Source organism: Sphaerisporangium perillae (genome assembly GCF_023276435.1).
Classification (GTDB): domain Bacteria; phylum Actinomycetota; class Actinomycetes; order Streptosporangiales; family Streptosporangiaceae; genus Sphaerisporangium; species Sphaerisporangium perillae.
On the sequence record NZ_JALLPO010000038.1, the window covers coordinates 1 to 16,202 of the forward strand.

Sequence of the window (16,202 nt, forward strand, 5' to 3'; positions counted from 1 at the left end):
CCGGGAGCGGCGCGGGCGCCGCCTTCACCGCGGCCGTGGCGGTGCTGATCATCGCCTGCCCGTGCGCCCTGGGCCTGGCCACCCCGACCGCGCTGCTGGTCGGCACCGGCCGGGGCGCCCAGCTCGGTATCCTGATCAAGGGGCCGGAGGTGCTGGAGTCCACCCGCGCGATCGACACGGTCGTGCTGGACAAGACCGGCACGGTCACCGAGGGCAAGATGACCCTGGCCGAGGTCCACCTGGCCGACGGCCAGGACGAGACCGAGGTGCTGCGCCTGGCGGGCGCGCTGGAGCACGCCTCCGAACATCCGATCGCCCAGGCCATCGCCCGCGGAGCGGCCGAGCGCGCAGGGGAACTGCCGGCGGCCGAGGACTTCGCCAACGTCGAAGGGCTCGGCGTCCAGGGCGTCGTGGACGGGCATGCCGTGCTGGTCGGCCGTCCCCGGCTGCTGGCCGAGTGGTCCCAGCACCTGCCCGCCGGCCTGGAGCGGGCGGTGCACGCAGCCCAGGTGGCCGGCCGTACCGCCGTCGCGGTCGGCTGGGACGGCCAGGCCCGCGCGGTCCTGGTCGTCGCCGACACCGTGAAGCCCACCTCGGCTCGGGCGATCCGCGAGCTGCGGGCGCTCGGGCTGACCCCGGTGCTGCTCACCGGCGACAACGAGGCGGTCGCCCGGACGGTCGCCGCCGAGGTCGGCATCGAGGAGGTCATCGCCGAGGTGCTGCCCGCCGACAAGGTGGAGGTGGTCAAGCGGCTGCAGTCCGAAGGCCGTACCGTCGCCATGGTCGGCGACGGGGTCAACGACGCCGCGGCGCTGGCCCAGGCCGATCTGGGGCTGGCGATGGGCACGGGCACCGACGCGGCCATCGAGGCCTCCGATCTGACCCTGGTCCGCGGCGACCTGCGGGTCGCGGCCGACGCCCTCCGCCTGTCCCGCCGCACGCTGGCCACCATCAAGGGCAACCTGTTCTGGGCCTTCGCCTACAACGTGGCCGCCCTGCCACTGGCCGCCGCGGGCCTGCTCAACCCCATGATCGCCGGAGCCGCCATGGCGTTCTCCTCGGTCTTCGTCGTCACCAACAGCCTCCGCCTGCGCCGCTTCCACTGACGAATGGCCCTCCTCGTGCGGCGTCACATCAAAGAGGGCCTGGAGAAGGCCGCCCGGGCGGGGGGAGCCCGGCGGCCTTCTCCGGGCCCGGTCAGAGGGGGACGGAAGTGGTCAGGCCGCCGTCGACGACGAGCTCCTGGCCGGTGATGTAGGAGGCCCGGGAGGACAGCAGGAAGTACGCGGCGTCGGCGATGTCGGCGGCCATGCCGAGCCGGCCGAGCGCCACGTGGCCGCGGCACTCCTCCTGGGCCTCCTCGGTGGTGGAGATGGCCTCGAACATCTCGGTCACGATGTAGCCGGGGCTGATGGCGTTCACCCGGATGCCGCGGGTGCCGAGGTCGGGGGCCAGGGTGCGGGCCAGGTTGACGACGGCGGCCTTGCTCGCCGCGTACACCGAGGTGAAGGCGAGACCGCGGTGGGTCAGCCAGGACCCGTTGACGACCACCGAGCCGCCGTCGCGGAGGATCGGCAGCGACTTCTGGACGGTGAAGTAGACGCCCTTGAAGTTGGTACCGACGATGGTGTCGAAGTCCTCCTCGGTGACGTCCCCGCTGCGGGCGAACCCGGCGATGCCGGCGTTGGCGAAGACGCCGTCAAGTCCGCCGAAGCGCTCCTGGATCCGCGAGAAGAGCCGGTCGAGATCGCCGGCGCGGGCGACGTCCGTGGGGACCGCCAGGACGCGGTCGCCCGCGTCGAGGTCCTTCGCCGCCGCCTCGAGGCGGTCCTCGCCGCGTCCGGCGAGCACCACGCGGGCCTCGGCGTCCAGCAGCCGCTGTGCGGTGGCCAGGCCCATGCCGCTGCCGCCACCGGTGATCAGTACCGTCTTACCTGTGAACTCGGCCATGCGGCCAGCGTCACATCCGCCCGTCTTCCCGTACATCTCCGGAATTGCGCTCTTCATTTAAGGTGAACGGAAATGACGCGAGCGCGCGTACGGTGCCCGATAAACCCTTACCGGCCTTCTCACGGGTAACTCCAGCGCCGGTCGGGCCGCCGGGACAGCATTTCCGGAGATGCGTCATGGCGTGATCCGGCGTGACGATGTAGCGGTGCTGATCGGCGGGTGATGCCGGCGGATCGGGCCGGCGGCGACACCGGCACGCTCGCCGGGTGTTCATTTCCGAGCTCCTCGGCGTCTTTCTCCGAAGCCGGATCCATTCGCCCGCACGGCGGCGGAGTTCTCGGGTTCTCACGTTCAACGCGACGATTCACCACGGCCCCGGTCACGGCCGGCGTGGAAATCCAGGCGGCGCGGGTGGTCGCCATGCAGGAAAAGGCCGGTCCTTCGCCGGCCGGCCGGCGGCCGCACAGACGATGCCGGATCAGAATACGGAAATTCGAGGAGATGACCACGATGGGCAACGACGCCAATACCCGCGCGGTGGTGCTCGGCGGAAGCCTTGGGGGACTGTTCGCTGCCAGAGTGCTCGCCGACGCCTACGACGAGGTCGTCGTAGTCGACCGCGACCTGCTGGTCGGCGTGAGCGAGCCGCGACGCGGCTGCCCGCAGGGACGCCACATCAGCGGCCTGCTGACCCGCGGCCAGCGGGCCATCGAGAGCATGTACCCGGGGATCACCGAGGAGCTGTTCGCCGACGGCGTCCCCCAGGGCGACCTGGCCGGGACCGTGCGCTGGTACGTCAGGGGCAAGCGGCTCAAGCAGCAGAAGGCCGACATGCTGTGCGTCGGCGCCAGCCGGCCGATGCTGGAGTTCCACGTGCGCAGGCGGACGGAGGCGCTGGGGAACGTGAGCTTCGCCGAGCGGCACGACATCCTCGGCCTGGAGGCGACCTCGGACCGCCGCAAGATCACCGGCGTGCGGGTGCAGAACCTCGACGGTGACAAGGGCGTGGAGGTCATCGAGGCCGACCTCGTCGTCGACGCCACCGGCCGGGGCTCGCGCACCCCCATCTGGCTGGAGGACCTCGGCTACGCCCGGGTCAAGGAGGACCGAAAGAAGATCGGTCTCGGCTACGTGACCCAGCACTACAAGCTGCGCGACGACCCCTACAAGGGCGACCTGTCGATCAACGGCGTGGCCTACCCCAAGCTGCCGCGCGGCATCCTGTTCGCCAAGACCGACGGCGACCGGGCCGAGATGACCACCTACGGGATCCTCGGCGACCACCCGCCGACCGACCAGGAGGGCCTGTTCGAGTTCATCAGGTCGCTCGGCATCCAGGAGATCTACGACGCGGTGATCCAGGCCGAGCCGCTGGAGGAGCCGGTCGCGTTCCGCTTCCCGACGACCCTGCGGCGCCGCTACGAGGACATGGACCGCTTCCCCGACGGCCTGCTCGTGGTCGGCGACGCCGTCACCACGTTCAACCCGGTCTACGCGGGCGGCATGACCGTCGCCGCGCTGTCGGCGCTCACCATACGCGAGCACCTGCACAGCGGGGCCGCCCCGCAACCGCTGGACTACTTCCGCGACCTCGCCCGCAACGTCATCGACCCGCCGTGGCAGGTGACCCACAACGTCGACCTCAGCTTCCCCGGCGTCGAGGGCAAGCGGCCCCTGAGCCTCAAGCTGGAGCAGGCGTTCATGACGCTGGTGCAGACCGCCGCCGCCCGCGACAGCCGGGTCACCGCCGGCTACATGCGCGTGGCCGGCCAGGTCGAGCACCCGAAGACCCTGATGAGCCCCAAGTTCCTGCTCCGCGTGCTGCTGGCCGCGACGGGCCTGTCGAAGTCGGCCACCCCGCCGGTCAAGACCCGCCCGATCCCGGCCCCCGACAAGAGCAAGGTCCCGACCTCCTAGAAGGAGATGGCCCGCCACCGGGATGACGCGATGAGACCGGCCGCCGAGGAGTTCCGCGCGGCGGCCGCACCTCGAAGGGAACATGTTGACTGAGGCATCTCCTCCCTGTGAGGCCGGTCCCCGGCGAGCCGTGACATCGCACGCGCAGGATGGCTGGTGGTTCCTCGACAGGCTGGTCCCCGGGTCGCCTGCGCATCACCTGCACAGGGCGTACCGAGTGAGCGGCGACCTCGACCTCGCCGCCCTGGGCGCGGCCTGGCGCGAGGTGGCCGGCCGGCACGAGACCCTCAGGACCACCCTCGCCGAGGCCGGCGGCCGGCCGGTGCGGTCGATCGCCGCCGGACCTCCGGCGGCCCCGTCCTTCACCGACCTGCGCGCGGCGGCCCCGTCGTTCACCGACCTGCGCGCGGCGACGCCGCCGACCGGCGACGGCGCGTCCCTGGTCGCCGGCCACGTGGCGGATCCGCGCTCATTGACGGGCACGGCGGGCGAGGGCGTGTCTCCGGCCGTTGACGAGGCGGCCGCCCTGCGATGGTGCGCGGAGCAGGCCGCGACACCGTTCGACCTCGCGGAGGGCCCGCCGGCCCGGCTGGCCGTCGCCCGGCTCGGGGACGGCGAGCACGCCGTCGCGCTGGTGCTGCACCGGGCCGCCGCCGATGACCGTTCCCTGTCGATCCTGGCGCACGAGCTCGCCGCCCATTACGCGGCCGCGCTGACCGGCGGGCCTGAAGAAGGCGCGCCGGCCGCGCGCCCCGTGGGAGGCGCGCCGTCCGGAGGCGCGCAGACGGGGCTGCCGGTGGGAGAGGCGCTTCCGCCGCAGTACGCCGAGTTCGCGCGGTGGCAGCGCGAGCCGGCCGGTGCGGCGGAGCTCCGCCGCCTTCGGGACTGGTGGATCTCCGCGCTGGCGCCGGCCCCGGCCTCCCCGGCGCTTCCGGTGGACCGCGCCCGTCCCGCCGGGCCGTCCTTCCACGGCGACCAGGTGCGGTTCGACTGGGGACGGGACCTCGCGCGCGATCTGGCCGCGCTGGCCCGCGCCGAAGGCACGACGCCGTTCGCCGTCCTGCTCGCGGCCGTGCAGTGCCTGCTGGGCCGGTACGGCCGCGAGGACCGGCCCGTGGTGGGCGCCACGGCGGCCTTCCGCCCACCGGGCTTCGAGGACGCCATCGGCCCGTTCGACGACCTCCTGGTGCTGCGCGGCGACCTGTCCGGCCGTCCCGCCTTCCGGGAGGTGCTCCGCAGGGCGGCCCGGCTGGCGGACGCGGCCCACGAGCACAGGGGTCTCCCTTTCGGCGAGCTGGTGCGCGCCGTGAACCCCGGCCGGGATCCTTACCGCGTCCCCATGTGCGACGTGATGCTCGTCCACCGCGACCTGCCGGAGCCCGAGTTCGAACTGCCCGGCGCGGTGGTCCGGCCGGTGCCGGTCGGCAACGGCTCGGCCAGGACCGATCTGGCCCTGGTCGTGGACCGCGCCGCGCCCTCGGTCACCGGATGCCTGGAATACCGCGACAGCCTGTTCGACCGGATGTCCGCGCGGCACATGCTCCGGCAGTTGCGCACCCTGCTGGCGGCCGCGCTCCGCGAGCCGGACCTTCCGATCGACGAGCTGCCCATGGAGGACGCCATCCGGATCGGTGCGGCGGTGCGCGAGGCCGACCTGACCGGCGCCGCCGTCGAGGACGGCCCGCCGGTCCACGAGCTGGTCCACCTGCGGGCGCGGGGCCGCCAGGACGCGGTGGCGGTGGCCTGGGATGGGGCCGAGGTCTCCTACCGCGAGATCGAGGAGCTCGCCGCGCCGGTGACCGCCGCGCTGCGGGCGGGCGATGGCGTCGAGGGGCTGCCGGTGGCGGTCCGGATGCCCCAGGGGCCGCGGCAGGCCGCGGCGCTGCTCGGCGTGCTCGACGCCGGCGCCCACCTGGTGTGCCTGGGCACCGGCGACACCGGTGAACGGGGTAAGGCGGTGCTCGCCGACCTCGTCCCGGCCTGCCTGGTGCTGGACGGTGAGCCGGCCGGCGATGAGCTCGCCGGTTGGCACCACCGCGAGCTGGGCGGATGGATCCTGAACCTGGCGTCCCCGCCACCCCTGACCGGCGCTCTTTCGTCGGCGTCGGCCGCCCCACCGTCCGCGGGGCCGGAGACGCGTGCCTACGTCGCCTACACCTCGGGCTCGACCGGGCGGCCGAAGGGCATCCCGCAGTCGCACGCCGCCCTCGCGCATTTCGTCACCTGGTTCGCCGGGGAGTTCGGCATCGGGCCCGGGGCGCGGGTGGCGCAGTGGGCCGCGCCGGGGTACGACGCGAGCCTCGTCGAGATCTTCGCCACGCTGGCGGCGGGCGCGACGCTGTGCCCGGTTCCCGACCGGATCCGGGCGAACCCGGACAGGATGGCCGGCTGGCTGGCGGCGGAACGCATCACGCACTTCCAGACCGTCCCCAGCTTCGCCCGGCAACTCCTCGGCGCGCTCGCCGAACAGGACCCCGCACAGAACCCCGTGCGGAACGCCGGGCCGCTCCCCGAGCTGACGCATCTGCTGCTCGCGGGGGAGCCGCTGGCAGGGGAACTGGCGAACGGGCTGCGCACGGCCCTGCCGGGTGCCCGGCTGGTCAACCTGTACGGTCCGACCGAGGCGATCCTGGCGACCTGGCACGAGATCACCGGCCCGGTGTACGGGGTGGCGCCGATCGGCAGGTCCATTCCCGGACGGCAGGTCCTGGTGCTGGACGACCAGGACCGGCCCTGCCCGGCGGGCGTCACCGGGCACCTGGTCATCCGGAGCCCGCACGTCACCCCCGGGTACGCCGGCGCCGCGTCCGGCGAGCGCTCGCCATTCCTGCCGCTCCGCGGCTTCGACCCGGCACACCGCGCCTACCGGACCGGCGACCTCGGCCGCAGGCGGTGGGACGGGACGCTGGAGTTCGGCGGGCGCGGGGACTTCCAGGTCAAGTTCAACGGCGTCCGCATGGAGCTGACCGACATCGAGGCGGCGCTGGCCGCCCACCAGTCGGTGGCCGGGTGCGCCGTGGTGGCGGTGCCCGGCCCCGACGGCCTGGTGAGCCGCCTGGTGGCCTACGTCGTGCCGCGCACCGCGCCGGACGAAACGGCCGAGGCCACGCCCGATGTGTGGCGTGCGGCGTTGCGGCGGCGGTTCGGGAAGGCGATGCCGCCGGTGTCGTTCAGGACCCTGGACGCGCTCCCTCGCAACGTCGGCGGCAAGGTCGACCGGAACGCGCTGCCGCGTCCCGCCCCCTCCACGGCCGGCCGCGCCGCGAAGACGTCGCCGACCGCCGTGGAACGCGAGGTGGCCGCCGTCTGGTCGGAACTGCTCGGCGCGGACCGCGTCGACGCGGAGGTCTCATTCTTCGCGGCGGGCGGGAATTCCCTTTTGATCCCTTCACTGCTCGATCGGATTCGCATGCGTTTCGGAACGGCGGTCTCTCTCCCGCAGTTCTTCGCCGACCCGACGCCGGCCGGTCTGGCCGCTCTCATCGAGGCGCGATCCATACCGGAAAAAGCTGTTACCCAAACCATGATGGGGTGAGAATCGTGACTCTGCTGGAAACCGAACTGTCCGTTGATTTCGACGGTGAGAACCTGGAGATCGCCGATGTCCGGCGGGTGGCCGAGGACTGGGCGACGGTCACCGTGGCCCCCGCGGCGCTGGCGAGAGCCGCCACCAGCCGGCAGATGTTCGAGGAGACCGTACGGCAGGGCATCCCCGTCTACGGCGTGACCACGGGCTACGGCGAGATGATCTACATGCTGGTGGACACCTCCAAGGAGGTGGAGCTCCAGACCAATCTGGTCCGCAGCCACAGCGCCGGGGTCGGCCCCCTGTTCGCCGAGGACGAGGCCAGGGCCATCCTCGCCGCCCGGTTGAACGCCTTGGCCAGGGGCTACTCGGCGGTGCGGCCCGAGCTGCTCGAGCGCCTGGCGCTGTACCTCAACTTGGGCATCACCCCGGCCATCCCCGAGATCGGCTCGCTCGGGGCCAGCGGCGACCTGGCGACCCTGGCGCACATCGCCACCACGCTCATCGGCGAGGGGTACGTGCTGCGCGAGGGCAAGCGGGTGGAGACGGCGACGGTCCTGCGCGAGCACGGCATCGAGCCGCTGCAGCTGCGCTTCAAGGAGGGCCTCTCGCTGATCAACGGCACCTCCGGGATGACCGGTCTCGGGTCGCTGGTCGTCGGGCGCGCGGTGGAGCAGGTGCGGCAGGCCGAGATCGTCACGGCCCTGGTGGTCGAGACACTGCGCGGCTCGACCAGCCCGTTCCTCGCCGAAGGCCACGACATCGCCCGCCCCCACCAGGGGCAGATGGACACGGCGGCCAACATGCGGGCGCTGATGCGGGGGAGCGGCCTGACGCTGGAGCACGCCGAGCTGCGGCGGCAGGCGCAGGAGCAGCGGGCCGGCAACGGCGTGGACCGCACCGAGGTCTACATCCAGAAGGCGTACACGCTGCGCGCCATCCCGCAGGTCGTCGGCGCGGTCCGCGACACCCTGTACCACGCGGCCGAGAAGCTGCGCATCGAGCTGAACTCCTCCAACGACAACCCGCTGTTCTTCGAAGGCCAGGAGATCTTCCACGGCGCCAACTTCCACGGCCAGCCGATCGCGTTCGCGATGGACTACGTCACGATCGCGCTCACCCAGCTCGGGGTGTTCTCCGAGCGCCGCACCAACCGGCTGCTGAACCGGCACCTCAGCGACGGGCTGCCGGAGTTCCTCGTGGCGGGCGACCCCGGGCTCAACAGCGGGTTCGCCGGCGCGCAGTACCCGGCGACCGCGCTGGTCGCCGAGAACAGGACCATCGGCCCGGCCAGCACCCAGAGCGTCCCGTCCAACGGCGACAACCAGGACGTCGTCAGCATGGGCCTCATCGCGGCGCGCAACGCGCGCAGGGTGCTGTCGAACAACAACCGCATCCTCGCCGTGGAGTTCCTCGCCGCCGCGCAGGCGGTCGACGTGTCGGGACGGTACGACGACCTCAGCCCGGCCGGGAAGGCGACGTACGGCCTCGTGCGCTCGCTGGTGCCGACGCTGGACCGCGACCGGTACATGTCCGACGACATCGAGCTGGTGGCCGCCGCGGTGTCCCGCGGGGAGTTCCTCGAGGCCGCCGGAAGCGTGGACGTCGAGCTGCGCTGAACCTTCGGTCACCCGCCGGCGCCCGCCCCGGTCACGGAGGCGCCGGCACACAGCAATTTAGAAGAACAGGGACCCGGCTCGGGATGGATACAGTTAATCGATATGGCCGCGCGGACCATTCTCCCCGCCCCGGGCCGGGCGGCCGGGCGATTTCTCCTGTGCATCGAGGAATTCCGCGCGTACCCGGCGGCGCCGACGTCACCTCGCGCAGACCTGAAGGAGGATCTGGAGCGTCATGACCATTTCTGCGGCACCGCACGCGTCGATCGACGTGGCGAAGAGAATTCCGCTCTCCTTCAACCAGGAATTCCTCTGCAATTTCGACAAGGGCGATGAGGAGGGGCCGTTCGGTCCCAAGTACAACATCGTCTGCGGCTGGCGGCTCAGCGGAGAGGTGGACACCGAGACTCTGCAGGACGCCCTAGACGACGTGGTGACGCGCCACGAGTCGCTCCGCACGCTGATCGTCAGGGCGGCCGCGGACAGGTACCAGGAGGTCCTGCCGCCGACCCCGACGGCGTTGCTGGTGCACGACTTCACCGGCGTCGAGCCCGGCGCGCGCGAGCTTCGCGCCGAGGAACTGCTCATCGAGATCGAGGCCGGCGCCTACGGCATCGGGGAGCTGCCCCTCCTGCGGGCCGTCCTCGGCCGCTTCGGCGACGACGACGCGGTCCTCGTGCTCATCGCGCACCACACCGCCGCCGACGAGTGGTCCATGCGCCTGATCATGCGTGACCTCGCCGTCTGCTACGCGCTGCGCGCCGGGTACGCGGTCGAACTGCCGGAGGTGTGCCAGTACCAGGAGTACGCGCGCTGGCAGCACGAGAGCACCGCCGAGGCGGCGTCGGGCAGGGCAAGGGAGTACTGGCGCGAGAAGCTGCGGGACGCGCGCATCCTGGCCACGCCCACCGACCACCCGCGCTCGGCGAACCTGCCCAAGGCGACCGCCTGGCACCGTTTCTGGATCCCGGCCGAGCTGACCTCCTCGGTGTCGGAGATCGGCAGGAGCACGCGCAGCTCGCCCTTCATGGTGCTGCTCGCCGCCTACGCCACGCTCCTGCGCCAGCTGACGGGCAGCACCGACATCGTCGTCCCGACCTTCACCTCCGGACGCGGCCAGCCCCGCTTCCAGGACACGGTCGGCTCCTTCTTCAACTTCGTCCCCCTCAGGATCGACCTGGCCGGATGCGACACGTTCCGCCAGGTCGTCGAGCGGACCCGCGCCACCTGCATCGAGGCCTACACCAACGACATCCCGTTCGCCGAGGTGCTGGAAGAGGCGCCCGAGCTCATGCTGCCCTCGATCGAGGACGACCGCGCCGTGTGCGCCTTCCAGGTCTTCCGGTCCCCGCTGGCCACCGACGGCGAGACGGCCGGCGGCCTCACCTACGCAGAGATCCGCCGGCGGCTGCTCTCGCAGCCCGTGGGCGGTGACATCCCGGACGGCGCGATGTGGCACCTGGAGATCGACTCCTCGGGCGACATCGTCGGAACCCTGGGGTTCAACAGCAACCTGTTCGACAAGAGCACGATCACGCACATGGCGTCGGAGTTCCACCAGGTGGTGGCGGGAGCGGTCACCGCTCCCGACGCACCGCTGCGGTGGGCCTGACCGGCCGCACCAGCCCGTCGAGCGATCGAGAAAGCCTGCCAGGCGAGAGGACAGCCAATGAGTACAGAGGGCACCGGGAAGTTCACCGTTCCGGAGATCGAGAAGAGGGTCGAGGAGATCTGGAGGGCCGTCCTCCAGGTGCCCGAAGGCCACGAGGATGAGACCTTCTTCGAGCTGAACGGGGAGTCCATGGCGGCGAACCGGCTCGTGTCGCGCGTCGAGGGAGAGCTCGGCATCTTCATCGAGGTCGGCGACATCTTCGAGGAGGACCCCGACCTCGCCGGGTTCGTCCGCACCGTCGTCGGCAAGGCCGGCGACCCCACCCGGGTGTGAAGTCGGTGGCCCGCTCATCCGCGGCTCCCGCGTGGGACCGCCGCGCGCCCGCGGGGACAACTCTCATGAGGAAAGGTGGTCTGCGATGGCGGGCCTGACCCGGGTGCGACCCGATGCCGACCTCGATGAGGTCGTCGAGATCCTGGAGCGAGACGGAGGTGTGATCGTCGAGGACTTCGTCGACGACGCCACGCTCGCGGCGCTGTGGGACGACTTCGGGCCGGCCCTCGACGCCTGCGCCTACAGCCAGGACTGGTACAACGGCAAGCGGACCCGGCGGGTGTCGTCGCTGTTCGCGCGCACGACGCACCTGACGCCCGTGGTGACGCAGCGCCTGTATCTGGGGGCCGCGCGCGCGATCATGCAGCGGCCGGTGCCCATGTGGGTCGGCAAGTCGCGGGTCGAGATGACCCCGACCATCCAGATCAGCGGCACCCAGCTGATCCAGCTCCACGCCGGGCAGGGCAAGCAGCCCCTGCACCGGGACGACGCGCTGCACCTGCGCCGCCACCCCGGCCCCACGAGCCGGGTGCAGCTCATGCTGGCCATGAGCGAGTTCACCGCGGCGAACGGCGGCACCATGGTGATCCCCGGCAGCCACCACTGGGACGACGAGCGCGCCCCGGAGGCCGCGGAGGCCTTCCCCACCGAGATGGCCGCCGGGTCGGGCCTGATCTGGCTGGGCGGCGTCTACCACGGCGGCGGTCGCAACGACACCGACACCCCGCGCACCGGCATGACCATCGCGCTGGACCTCGGGAACCTGCGCCAGGAGGAGAACCAGTACCTCGCGGTGCCCAAGGAGGCCGTGCTGGCCTACCCGGAGGAGGTGCGCCGCCTTCTCGGCTACGACCGCTGCCCGCCCGGCCTCGGCTGGTACGAGATGGAGGACCCGTACCTCGTCCTCGAGAACGACGAGGCGCCCGGCGTGCCTGTCACGCCGGCCAAGGTCTGACACCGGCGGCTCCATCACGGCACGGCAGATCGGCGGAGGTCCCACGACCTCCGCCGATTCTCATTGCCCGGTGATGCCGTCGGGGCCCGTGCGGTGACTCCTGCCTAAGAACGCCGTCGGGGCCCGTGCGGTGACTCCTGCCTAAGGACGCCGTCCGGGCCCCGTGCGGTGACTCCTTACCCAGGCGGCCCTCTTCTTCTCCCCGCCCCGCGTGCCCTCCATCCCGGCGCCGGGTCGGCGAGGAGGGGTACGGCGAAGTCGGCGCCGTCGTACGGCGGGTGAGGCGGCGAACGCGACGAGACCACCGATGCGAGGATCGGTGGTCTCGTGTGCGCGGCGGGGTAGGGGACGGTCAGCCGTTGAGGGTGCTGCCGTTGCCGATGCGGCGCAGGTGGTCGAACGAGGACAGGTCCGGGACGGTCCAGCCGTCCAGGTCGTACTCGCTGAGGCACTGGTCCACGAAGGCCTTGTAGCCGTCCACCTCGCCGCCCACCAGTTGCGCGTTCAGCAGCTCGACCCGGGTGTTCTCGTGGTTGCCGGCGTAGTTGCGCTCGTAGAGCTCGTGCCGCCCGCCGAACTCGGTGCCTACGGCGTCCCAGAGCAGTTTCATGACCTTGATGCGCTCGACGGCGTCGCTGCCGTCCGAGCCGCGGACGTACTTGTCCAGGTAGGGCCGGATGTCGGGGTTCTTGAAGTCCTCGGAGCTGGAGTTGATGTAGATCAGCCCGCTGGCGATGTCCTGCTGGATGATCTCCTTGATCCTCGGGTAACCGATCTGCATGAACCACCGGTAGGCCAGCCCGTACGCGGGGTTGGGCAGCAGGGCGCCGTCCTTCCACTCCACGGGGTTGCGCGCGGCGGCGTCGGAGAACGCCCAGAACAGGTTGCGCCAGGCGAGGACCTCGCCGATGCGGGTCTGCACGCCGCGGAAGTCCTTGGTGCCGGTCATCTCCGTGGCCTTGATCAGCAGGCCGGCGAGGAACTCCAGCTTCACCGCCAGGCGCGTGCAGCCGTGGAAGGTGAAGCGCTCGAAGAACCCCGAGCGCCCGGTGAACAGCAGCGCCTTGCCGAGGTTGCCGTAGACGAAGACGTTCTCCCACGGGATGAGCACCTTGTCCAGGACGAGGATCGTGTCGTTCTCGTCCAGGCGTGAGGAGAGCGGATAGTCGAACGGCGTCCCCATCACCGTGGAGGCGGTCGAGTAGGACGGCCGGCAGATGAGCTTCATGCCCTGCGCGCCCATGGGGATCGTGGCGACCAGCGCGAACTTCTTGTCCTTGATGGGCAGGCCGTAGTGCGCGATGAAGTTGTAGTGGGTGAGCGCGGACCCGGTGGCCACGACCTTGGCCCCGCTGACGACGAGCCCCGCGTCGGTCTCCTTCTCCACGTGGACGAAGACGTCGGCGACCTCGTCCGGCGGCCGGTTGCGGTCGACCGGGGGGTGCACGATGGCGTGGTTCCAGTACAGGACCTTCTCCTGCGACTCCTTGTACCAGCGCCGGGCGTTGTCGGCGAACGGCTCGTAGAAGTCGGCGTTGGCGCCGAGCGTGCCGAGGAAGGAGGCCTTGTAGTCGGGGCTGCGCCCCATCCAGCCGTAGCTCATGCGCGCCCAGGCGGCGATGGCCCGCTGGTCGGCGACCAGGTCCTCGACGCTGTGCGGCGTGGTGAAGAACCGGTGGGTGTAGCCGTCGCTACCCGTGTCGGTCGGCTTGGTCAGGACGTCGCGCTGGTCCGGGTCGTGCAGCGCGTCGTACAGCCGCGCGGTCATCCGGATGGGGTTGTGGAACGCGGGATGGGAGGTGACGTCCTTGACACGCTCGCCGTACAGGTAGATCTCGCGGTCGTCGCGCAGGCTCTCGATGTACTCCTCGCCGGTCAACGGGCGCGTCTTCGGCCTGTTGTCGGCCGCGCCGTGCGGGGGGGCCGCGTCGCCGGCTGCCGGACTTCTTTCCTCTTCTCGCACCTCAACTCCTCAGGTGAATCGGTAGCCGTCGAGCTCGCCGTCCATGGGACGCGCCCGAAGAAAGGTCCGCTGTCGCGCGCGCCGGCAGAAAGGATCGGGAAAGGGCCGGGGCCGGAGTGTCGCCGACGACACGTTCCGCTCGGCGACGGTGATGAGCGGGCACACCGGAAGCCTGTAGCGGACCTTAATCATCACATCGGGCATTTCACCGGCACATCTCTGACGTTGCGGTGTCCCGCCTCCGGCGTGGGCGTTTCGCAATTCAGAAGATGCGTGTTCCACGTGGCCGGTGCGACCGTCGGATGGTGAGCATCGGCGGACGGCCATCCGGTCACGTTCGAATTCGGGCCATCCGGCGTATCTTGCCGGCTCCGCATTTTCTCGCCGGACTTTCTAGGAGGATATGGTGCTGACGACCGATGTTCCGACCCGGGAACAGCTCGTCCGCCGGGCGGCCGAATTGGTGCCGCTGCTGCGCAAGAACGCGGCGTGGGCGGAGGAGAACCGGCGCATCCACGAGGAGAGCATCGAGGCCCTCGCCGACGCCGGGATCTTCAAGTTGCGGGTGCCCGTGCGCTACGGCGGCTACGAGTCCGACACCCGCACGCTGGTCGACGTGGCGTCGGAGCTCGGCAGGGCCGACGGCTCCACCTCCTGGGTGGCGTCGGTGTACTGGATCCCGACCTGGATGACCTGCATGTTCCCCGACGAGGTCCAGGACGAGGTGTTCTCCACCCCCGACGTGCGGGTGTGCGGGACGCTGAGCCCGACGGCGATGGCCGCTCCGGTCGACGGCGGCATCGTGGTCAACGGCAAGTGGGGCTTCATCAGCGGCGCGCTGCACAGTCACTGGCAGGTCGTCGTGGCGGTCCTGGTCGGCGGGGAGGGGGAGCCCTTGCCGATCATCGCGGTGGTCCCGATCTCCGACCTTCAGGTCGTCGACGACTGGCACACCTCCGGCCTCAAGGGCACCGGCAGCGTCAGCACCATCGCGCAGGACGTGTTCGTCCCGGCCGAGCGCTGGCTTCCCCTGCCCGCGGTGCTGCAGGGCCAGTCGGCCTCGCCGGCCAACGCGGGCCGCCCGATCTACCGGGCTCCGCTGCTGCCGGTCGCCTCGGCGTCCTCGGTCGGGACCACGATCGGCCTGGCCAAGGGGGCCTTGGAGACCTTCCTCGAGCGCCTTCCCGAGCGCAAGATCACCTATACCGCCTACTCCAGCCAGGCCGAGGCCCCGCTGACCCACCTGCAGGTCGCCGACGCCGCCATGAAGATCGACGAGGCCGAGTTCCACGCCCACCGCCTGGCGGCGCTGGTGGACGGCAAGGGCGCCGAGGGCGCGTCCTGGACGCTGGAGGAGCGCGCGAGGGCCCGCGCCGACATGGGCGCGGTGTGCCGGCTCGCGAAGGAGGCCGTGGACGTGCTCAACACGGCCAGCGGCGGTTCGTCCATCTACAGCCACGTGCCGATCCAGCGGATCGCGCGCGACATCCAGGCCGTCAACCTGCACGCCCTGATGCACCCGGACACCAACGCCGAGCTGTACGGGCGGATCCTCTGCGGTCTGGAGCCCAACACCCTCTACATCTGAGCCCGGAGCCCGCGCCCGGGCCGCGATCGTCTCCCAGTACCGCCTCTCCTTCCGAAGGGTTCACCCATGGCCACATCCAATCCCTCAGCGACCATCGACCAGGTCGTGTCCGACGCGGACAAGGCCGCCGTCGTCGCAGTCCCCGGACGCATCGTCGCGGCGTGGGCACGCCATGACGCCAAGGCCTTCGCCGAGGTCTTCACCCCGGACGGCACCATGATCCTTCCCGGTTCGTACCGCAAGGGCACCGCGGACATCGAGGCCTTCATGGCGGGCGCCTTCGAGGGCCCCTACAAGGGCACCCAGGTGACCGGCCAGCCGCTCGACCTGCGGTTCCTCGGCGCGGACGCGGCTCTGGTGATCACCCAGGGCGGTGTGCTGGCCGCCGGGGAGACCGAGGTGCCCGCCGAGCGCGCCATCAGGGCCACCTGGGTCGTCGCCAGGCACGAGGGGGAGTGGAAGCTCGCGGCCTACCAGAACAGCCCTCGCGGGACCGCCTGATCGCGCTCCCGCCCGACGCTCCCGGACAGGGAGTGAATTCACATATGCGCCGCGAGGGTTTCCCGCCCGCGTCGGCCGCCCAGCGAGAATTCGAAGGGACGAACATATCCTCCGGCCGGACACCACATGTGGTGTCCGGCCGTCGGCCGCATATCTCTTCTTCCACGTTGCTGAATAGGGCCTTTCGCGTTGACGCGTCCTTTACCGGGCCTGTTCCATTGAAGTCGTGTCCGCATCT

General features: G+C 71.1%; 12 protein-coding genes. 9 read left to right on the top strand and 3 right to left on the bottom strand.

What is annotated here, in order from left to right:
- Positions 1-1,106, top strand: a 1,106-nt coding sequence (locus MYF83_RS31375) for a heavy metal translocating P-type ATPase (protein WP_248964367.1), incomplete at its 5' end; no start/stop codon positions are given.
- Between the two features lie 91 nt (positions 1,107-1,197).
- Here the strand turns inward: MYF83_RS31375 and MYF83_RS31380 are convergent.
- Positions 1,198-1,950 (bottom strand): SDR family NAD(P)-dependent oxidoreductase, encoded by a 753-nt coding sequence (locus MYF83_RS31380; RefSeq protein ID WP_248964368.1) that lies wholly within the window; start codon positions 1,948-1,950, stop codon positions 1,198-1,200.
- Positions 1,951-2,069: 119 nt separating this feature from the next.
- On the bottom strand, positions 2,070-2,468 hold the full coding sequence (locus MYF83_RS31385; protein WP_248964369.1) for a hypothetical protein: 399 nt from the start codon (positions 2,466-2,468) through the stop codon (positions 2,070-2,072).
- Here MYF83_RS31385 and MYF83_RS31390 point away from each other — a divergent pair.
- The 6 genes from MYF83_RS31390 (at position 2,461) to MYF83_RS31415 (ending at position 11,912) form a co-directional block, all read left to right on the top strand.
- Positions 2,461-3,867 carry an FAD-dependent oxidoreductase gene (locus MYF83_RS31390; RefSeq protein WP_248964370.1) on the top strand — a complete coding sequence of 469 codons (1,407 nt, stop codon included), beginning with the start codon at positions 2,461-2,463 and terminating at the stop codon, positions 3,865-3,867. The genes MYF83_RS31385 and MYF83_RS31390 overlap by 8 nt on opposite strands.
- Before the next feature lie 217 nt (positions 3,868-4,084).
- Positions 4,085-7,402, top strand: coding sequence for a non-ribosomal peptide synthetase (locus tag MYF83_RS31395; RefSeq protein ID WP_248964371.1), 3,318 nt, complete (start codon positions 4,085-4,087; stop codon positions 7,400-7,402).
- A 5-nt stretch (positions 7,403-7,407) separates the two neighbouring features.
- A complete protein-coding gene (gene cmdF / locus MYF83_RS31400) occupies positions 7,408-9,012 on the top strand; it encodes a tyrosine 2,3-aminomutase (RefSeq protein ID WP_248964372.1) in 1,605 nt (534 codons plus the stop codon).
- A 235-nt stretch (positions 9,013-9,247) separates the two neighbouring features.
- Complete coding sequence (locus MYF83_RS31405) at positions 9,248-10,624, top strand: condensation domain-containing protein (protein WP_248964373.1); 1,377 nt, start codon at positions 9,248-9,250, stop codon at positions 10,622-10,624.
- A 57-nt stretch (positions 10,625-10,681) separates the two neighbouring features.
- On the top strand, positions 10,682-10,957 hold the full coding sequence (locus tag MYF83_RS31410) for a phosphopantetheine-binding protein (protein WP_248964374.1): 276 nt from the start codon (positions 10,682-10,684) through the stop codon (positions 10,955-10,957).
- A gap of 85 nt (positions 10,958-11,042) precedes the next feature.
- Positions 11,043-11,912, top strand: a complete 870-nt coding sequence (locus tag MYF83_RS31415; RefSeq protein ID WP_248964375.1) for a phytanoyl-CoA dioxygenase family protein — start codon at positions 11,043-11,045, stop codon at positions 11,910-11,912.
- A gap of 352 nt (positions 11,913-12,264) precedes the next feature.
- On the opposite strand, the gene MYF83_RS31420 is transcribed toward MYF83_RS31415, so the two are convergent.
- Complete coding sequence (locus MYF83_RS31420; RefSeq protein WP_248964376.1) at positions 12,265-13,875, bottom strand: 4-hydroxyphenylacetate 3-hydroxylase family protein; 1,611 nt, start codon at positions 13,873-13,875, stop codon at positions 12,265-12,267.
- Between the two features lie 403 nt (positions 13,876-14,278).
- Between MYF83_RS31420 and MYF83_RS31425 the strand changes: the two genes are divergently transcribed.
- Positions 14,279-15,463 carry an acyl-CoA dehydrogenase family protein gene (locus MYF83_RS31425; protein WP_248964377.1) on the top strand — a complete coding sequence of 395 codons (1,185 nt, stop codon included), beginning with the start codon at positions 14,279-14,281 and terminating at the stop codon, positions 15,461-15,463.
- A 66-nt stretch (positions 15,464-15,529) separates the two neighbouring features.
- Positions 15,530-15,964, top strand: coding sequence for an SgcJ/EcaC family oxidoreductase (locus MYF83_RS31430; protein WP_248964378.1), 435 nt, complete (start codon positions 15,530-15,532; stop codon positions 15,962-15,964).
- Positions 15,965-16,202 lie beyond the last annotated feature (238 nt).